Raw genomic sequence first — 6,208 nt, 5'->3', positions numbered from 1 at the left:
CGCGGCGGGCCGTCGCCGTCCCCGGGGGCCCGCGCGGCCGCGGGCGGGCGGCAGCCGCCCCTGGGCGGCGGACGACCGCACACATGACCGATGATGGTGGGGTGCGAGTGACGATACGGACCCCCCGAGCCGCCGACGCGGCGGTGTACGCCGAGGCGGTGCGACGGTCCGCCGAGCACATCGGACGATGGAACCCGGTCGAGCCGGACGGCCTCGTCGAGCTGCTGGAGCGTCAGGGCCCGGGGCTGCGCACCTTCCTGATCGAGGACGCCGAGACCGGCGGCCTGGTGGGCAAGTGCAACGTGGCCAACATCGTGATGGGCCGCTTCTGCAACGGGGCGCTGGGCTACGACTCCTACCTCCCGTTCGCCGGCACCGGGCGGATGACCGAGGGCATGCGGCTGGTGGTCGACCGCTGCTTCGCGCCGATCGAGCGCGGCGGCCTCGGCCTGCACCGGCTGGAGATCAACGTGCAGCCCGACAACGTCCGCTCGATCGCCCTCGCCCGCCGGCTCGGCTTCCGCCACGAGGGCTTCACCCCGCGGATGCTCTTCCTCTCCGGGGCCTGGCGCGACCACGAGCGGTACGCGCTGACCGCCGAGGAGTGGCCGGTACCCGGCCACCGAGCCGACCACTGAGCCCCCTGAGCCGGCCGCTGCCCGGGACGGACCCGGTGGTCCGCCCGGGCGGGCGTGCGTGCCGGGTGGAGCGTGCGTGCAGGGTGCAGGCGGGCCAGCGTGCGTGCGGGCGGGCGGCTCAGCGGGGCTGGTCGGCCACCACGTAGCGGAACACGTTGACCATCCGCACCGAGGCGTCCGGCCGGACGTACGGGTGCAGCGCCTCCTCCAGCTCCTTGGCCACCAGCGCCGGGCCCCACTCCTCGATCGCGGTCTCGTACAGGCCTGTGGAGAGCATGCCGCGGACCGCGCTGTCGAGCTCCGGATAGGCGAACGGGCAGCTGACCCGGCCGCTCCCGGCGGGCCGCAGCCCGGCACCGGCGCACAGCTCCTCCAGCGCGCCGGGCGCGCTCAGCGCGAAGGGCTCCAGCGCGGGGGTGCGGCCGCTGCGGCGGCGCGCCACCTCCAGCACGGGCGCGCTCTCGCACCGCTCCGGCGGACCCCAGGAGGCCAGCACCACCTGACCGCCCTGCAGCGTGCGGCCGGCCGCCTCGGCCACCAGGCGGGCGGGGTCGCGGACGTAGGTGAGCTGCTCGAAAACGGTGACCAGCGAATACGCCGAGCGGGGGACGGGATGGTCCGACCGGTCGATCCCGGCCACGTCCGCCACCCGCAGACACCGCCCCTCGGCGAGCTCGCGCAACTCCTCCTCGGGCTCCAGGCCGGCCACCTGCGCGCCGCGCTCCGCGGCCAGCAGCAGGGCCAGCCCGGAACGGCAGCCGAGACCCAGCAGGCTGGTCGCCGGCCCGACCTCCAGACGGTGGTAGACGGCCTGGTAGAGCGGCACCAGCATCCGTTCCTGGATCTCCGCCCAGTCGCGCGCCCGACCGCGCGACCCCGCCCCGCCGTCCGTGTGCGGGCGCTGCGCGGTCGTACCGGTCACCTGCGCTGAAGCCATCGCGGCCTCCCATTCCGGTTGATGCGTCCCTTGCTCCGGCTCCCCCCGGTGGTCCCGCCCCGCCTTCCAGCGAACAGCGCGCCGGGCCCGCCGTCCAGAGGTGTGCAGGGAGTGTCCGTGCGCCGAGGCGTGCGCCCCCGCAGTGCGCCGGTGTACCGGATTCACGGTCCGCGGCCCGATCCCCGTACCATCTGCCCCATGGCTAAGGCACCCGTACTCACCCCCCAGGCGGAGGACTTCCCGCGCTGGTACCAGGACCTCATCAACAAGGCCGAGCTGGCCGACAACGGTCCGGTGCGCGGCACCATGGTCATCCGACCGTACGGGTACAGCCTGTGGGAGCGGATGCAGCAGGAGATGGACGCGCGGATCAAGAAGGCGGGCGCCCAGAACGCCTACTTCCCGATGTTCATCCCGCAGTCCTACCTGACCAAGGAGGCCGAGCACGTCGAGGGCTTCGCCCCCGAGCTCGCGGTGGTCACCCACGGCGGCGGCAAGGAGCTGGAGGAGCCGGTCGTCGTCCGGCCCACCTCCGAGACGATCATCAACGAGTACTTCTCCAAGTGGGTGCAGAGCCACCGCGACCTGCCCCTGCTGATCAACCAGTGGGCCAACGTCGTCCGCTGGGAGCTGCGCCCGCGCGTCTTCCTGCGCACCACCGAGTTCCTCTGGCAGGAGGGCCACACCGCCCACGCCACCTACGAGGACGCCCGCGACTACGCCTCCCGGATCCACACCGAGGTGTACGGCGACTTCATGACCAACGTGCTGGGCGTCGACGTGGTGCTCGGCCGCAAGACCGCCCGCGAGCGCTTCGCCGGTGCGATCAACACCCTCACGCTCGAGGGCATGATGGGCGACGGCAAGGCCCTGCAGATGGGCACCAGCCACGAGCTCGGCCAGAACTTCGCCAAGGCGTTCAACACGACCTACCAGCTCCAGGGCGCCGAGCGCGAGTACGTCTGGCAGACCTCCTGGGGCGTCTCCACCCGCATGGTCGGCGGCCTGATCATGTCCCACGGCGACGACAACGGCCTGCGGGTGCCCCCGCGTCTGGCCGCCGTCCAGGCCGTGGTGCTGGCGATCAAGGGCGACGACGCGGTGCTCGCCAAGGTCCGCGAGATCGGCGCCCAGCTGGAGGCCGCGGGCGTGCGCGTGGTGGTCGACGACCGCACCGACACCCCGTTCGGCCGCCGCGCCGTCGACTGGGAGCTCAAGGGCGTCCCGCTGCGCATCGAGGTCGGCCCGCGCGACCTGGAGAACGGCACCGCGATGCTGGTCCGCCGGATCGCCGGCGGCAAGGAGCCGGTCGCGGCCGACGCGCTCGCCGCCCTCGTCCCGGGCATCCTGGAGGAGGACCAGGCGCTGCTGCTGCGCCAGTCGCGCGAGCGCCGCGAGTCCCGCACGGTGGACGTGAAGACCATCGAGGAGGCCGCCGAGGCCGCGGCCACCGGCTGGGGCCGGATCTCCTGGGCCGAGCTCGGCCCGGAGGGCGAGGCCAAGCTCGCCGAGCAGGGCGTGTCGGTCCGCTGCATCGTCGCCGCCGACGGCTCGGTGCCGAAGACCGATGACCAGGAGGGCAACATGGCGCTGGTGGCCCGCGCCTACTGACGCCGTACCAGGGCGGTGGGGGGGGCCCCGCCCGGGGGGCGGGCGGCGGCGGCGGGGCGGGTCAGGGGCCGGCCGCGGTGGCGGTGGCGCGGCGCGCCGCGGCGGCGCCCAGGGGCTCACTCACCCTTCTCCCTGCGCCGCTGTGCGCGCGGGGGCGCCCCGCTCACCACGCCGCACCTGTGCGGGCGGCCCGGCCCCCCCCCCCCCCCCCCGACGGTCGGTGCCACTCGGTGCCACTCGGTGTCGGTCGGTCTCGGCCGGTCACCGGCGGTGTTCGCCGGCGGTGTTCGCCGGCGGTTTCGCGGCCGGTCGCGAGGGGCGCGGTGGGTACGGCGGGTGCAGCGGGTGCGCGGCGGTCACGATAGGCATCGATGTCACGATAGGCATCGATACGGCATCGATACCGATTCCGCTGCCGAGTCGAAACCGGCGGCGGATAACGCGATCGATACGGCAGTGGTGTGCGAGCCGGATAGCGGCGCGGATACCGGCGCCCGATACCCGCGGCCGATACCCGGCGGGGAAACCGCCGCCCGCTGCGGGCGCGGTCCGCGGAGCGGCGTTCCCGAAGGCAGCACGGCCGGGCGGAGCGAATTCCGAGCCGATTCGGCGGAATGTTAACCCCGGTTTGCACACTTCTCGTTGATGCTACTCGCCGGTCAACTCCCGGCGGGACGGAACAAGCGGTACGGTATACGGCCCGTGGCCCTGTCAATTTCGACACGGCCATGGGCCGTCCGCCGTAGGGGCGGTCGCGGCGCGTCCCGGTGCGGTAGCCGACAGCCCGGCGAGATTCGGCGGGTCCACAGATGCAGGGGGTTGGTCTTGCGTCAGGTCAGAACAACGCAATTCAGGTACAGGTGTGCATTCCTGAGAGATCGCTGGGAATTCCCCGTGAACGGGAACTCTCGGAACATCGGCCCGCTCTCCCTCGTTGGTCCAGCGTGAGCACGACACAGCCTCTCGTCCTGGCGGCCGAACTGGCCGCCGCCTGGAGCGACATCCAGGCCCACCACCAGGACCTCCCCGACCTGGCCTCGCCCGAGGCGCTGATCGGCGAGTCCTCCTCGGCCTGCGGTACGCGGCTCGGTTTCGAGCGGCTGCTGCACGAGGCCGCCCACGGCCTGGCCGCCGCCCGGGAGATCCGCGACACCTCCCGAGCCGGCCGGTACCACAACCGGCGCTTCCTGATGCTCGCCTCCGAGCTCGGGCTGGCCCACCCGGTCGAGCCGCACGCCAGCAGCGGCTTCTCCCAGGTGACCATGCTCCAGGAGACGCAGGACCGGTACTCCGACACGATCGAGCGGCTGGAGCGCGCCCTGGGAGCGCACCAGCTGGCCGTCGCGGGCGAGGGCGGCCAGCGTGCCTTCCGCGGCCCGGCGGCCCGCCACGGTTCGTCCGGTGGCGGCGTGCGCGTCAAGGCCGTCTGCGGCTGCGGCCGCAACGTCCGCGTGGTCCCGTCGGTGCTGGCCCAGGCGTCCATCGTCTGTGGTGCGTGCCAGCAGCCGTTCAAGATCGGCTGACGATCCGGCCGAGCGGTTGCGGCAGACAGGTCCCGGAGGGCCACTCCGCGAGGAGGGGTTGGACGGGGCGCACGTCCGCCGCGCTCGACCTACCGGCTCGACCGTCGCGGTCGGCCAAAACGTTCGATCACCACGTTCGATCGGTCGTCCATCTCGGTCGACCGCGAAGTTCGACGACACGCTGTGCTCGGCTCTACCGGGGGCGGGGGCCCTCGGTCGGGCCGATGTGCTGCCGACCTGATCCCGTTGTCGGGTCGCTCCGCTGATCGGTGGGACGCCCGATCGGCGGCCTCGGCGGTGTCGGCGGTGTCGGCGGTGTCGGCGGCCTCGGTGGCCTTTGCGGCTCTGTTGTGCCCGCGCGTGCACGTCCGGCCCCGTGTGCTCCTGGTGCTCCTGACCCGCGCGGCCCTGTTCTGCCACTCCTTCTCGACGGGCGTGCGACTGTTCCGCGCCGCGCGCGGCTGCGGCCTGCCCGCGGACAGGTCCGTTCCGGCCGTGTCCGGGGCGCGCGACCGCTGATGGCCCGGGACACCGGAAGCCGGGCCCGGGGCGACGGTTCCGGTGCCCGTTTTCAGCCGGGCTGCCGCTCTGTGGCAGAATGGACAGCTGAGTACTCGGCAGCCGAGCAGGACCCCTCTCTCCTACGGCTGGCGTGTCCCTTGAACGGCCGGTCGCCGCAACCCCACGCGGTGGCAGCGGCCGCTCACCCACGTCAACACCAGGAGAATCCACTCCCGTGGCAGTCAAGATCAAGCTGAAGCGACTCGGCAAGATTCGCTCCCCGCACTACCGCATCGTCGTCGCCGACTCCCGCACCAAGCGTGACGGTCGTGCGATCGAGGAGATCGGCATCTACCAGCCGACCTACAACCCCTCGAAGATCGAGGTCGACAGCGACCGCGCCCAGTACTGGCTGTCCGTCGGCGCCCAGCCGACCGAGCCGGTCATGGCCATCCTGAAGCTCACCGGTGACTGGCAGAAGTTCAAGGGCCTGCCGGCGCCGGAGCCGCTGAAGGTCGCCGAGCCCAAGGTCGAGGACTTCTCGCACCTCTTCGCCAAGGCCGTCGCCGGGTTCGAGGACAGCACCACCGGTGTTGCCATCACCCCGAAGGCCAAGAAGGCGGACAAGGCCGAGGCTGACGCCGAGGCCGCCTCCACCGAGGCCTGAGCATGATCGAGGAAGCCCTCGACCACCTGGTGAAGGGCATCGTCGAGCACCCCGACGAGGTGCAGGTGCGCTCGCGCAACCTGCGACGGGGCAACACCATCGAGGTCCGGGTCCACCCCGACGACCTCGGCAAGGTGATCGGCCGCGGCGGCCGCACGGCCCGTGCCCTGCGCACCGTGGTCGGCGCGCTCGGCGGCCGCAACGTCCGGGTCGACCTGGTCGACGTGGACAGCCTCCGCTGACACGGACGCCGTCAGGCACTCGTCAGGTACTGGGGGGGCGGGCGGGGCGCGCGCGCGCGCGCGGGGGCGCGCGCGCGCCCCCCCCCCCC

General features: G+C 72.9%; 6 protein-coding genes. 5 read left to right on the top strand and 1 reads right to left on the bottom strand.

Annotated features, from left to right (window positions below):
• Nucleotides 1-83 precede the first annotated feature (83 nt).
• Nucleotides 84-638, top strand: a complete 555-nt coding sequence (locus ACFV0G_RS33230) for a GNAT family N-acetyltransferase (RefSeq protein WP_380556045.1) — start codon at nucleotides 84-86, stop codon at nucleotides 636-638.
• 118 nt (nucleotides 639-756) lie between these two features.
• On the opposite strand, the gene ACFV0G_RS33225 is transcribed toward ACFV0G_RS33230, so the two are convergent.
• Nucleotides 757-1,575, bottom strand: a complete 819-nt coding sequence (locus ACFV0G_RS33225; protein ID WP_380556043.1) for a class I SAM-dependent methyltransferase — start codon at nucleotides 1,573-1,575, stop codon at nucleotides 757-759.
• 198 nt (nucleotides 1,576-1,773) lie between these two features.
• On the opposite strand from ACFV0G_RS33225, the gene proS reads away from it, so the two are divergent.
• The 4 genes from proS (at nucleotide 1,774) to ACFV0G_RS33205 (ending at nucleotide 6,119) form a co-directional block, all read left to right on the top strand.
• Nucleotides 1,774-3,186 (top strand): proline--tRNA ligase, encoded by a 1,413-nt coding sequence (gene proS, locus ACFV0G_RS33220; RefSeq protein ID WP_380556041.1) that lies wholly within the window; start codon nucleotides 1,774-1,776, stop codon nucleotides 3,184-3,186.
• Nucleotides 3,187-4,130: 944 nt separating this feature from the next.
• The gene (locus tag ACFV0G_RS33215) at nucleotides 4,131-4,709 is read left to right on the top strand and encodes a hypothetical protein (RefSeq protein WP_380556039.1); all 579 of its coding nucleotides are present in this window, start codon (nucleotides 4,131-4,133) and stop codon (nucleotides 4,707-4,709) included.
• 736 nt (nucleotides 4,710-5,445) lie between these two features.
• Nucleotides 5,446-5,877, top strand: a complete 432-nt coding sequence (gene rpsP / locus ACFV0G_RS33210) for a 30S ribosomal protein S16 (RefSeq protein WP_380556037.1) — start codon at nucleotides 5,446-5,448, stop codon at nucleotides 5,875-5,877.
• A 2-nt stretch (nucleotides 5,878-5,879) separates the two neighbouring features.
• The gene (locus ACFV0G_RS33205) at nucleotides 5,880-6,119 is read left to right on the top strand and encodes an RNA-binding protein (protein ID WP_380556035.1); all 240 of its coding nucleotides are present in this window, start codon (nucleotides 5,880-5,882) and stop codon (nucleotides 6,117-6,119) included.
• Nucleotides 6,120-6,208 lie beyond the last annotated feature (89 nt).

It is taken from the genome of Kitasatospora sp. NPDC059571, from assembly GCF_042735675.1.
In the GTDB taxonomy this organism is placed as follows: Bacteria; Actinomycetota; Actinomycetes; order Streptomycetales; family Streptomycetaceae; genus Kitasatospora.
Note: the sequence above shows the minus strand (reverse complement) of the source record. Positions and strands in the feature narration are given on the sequence as shown.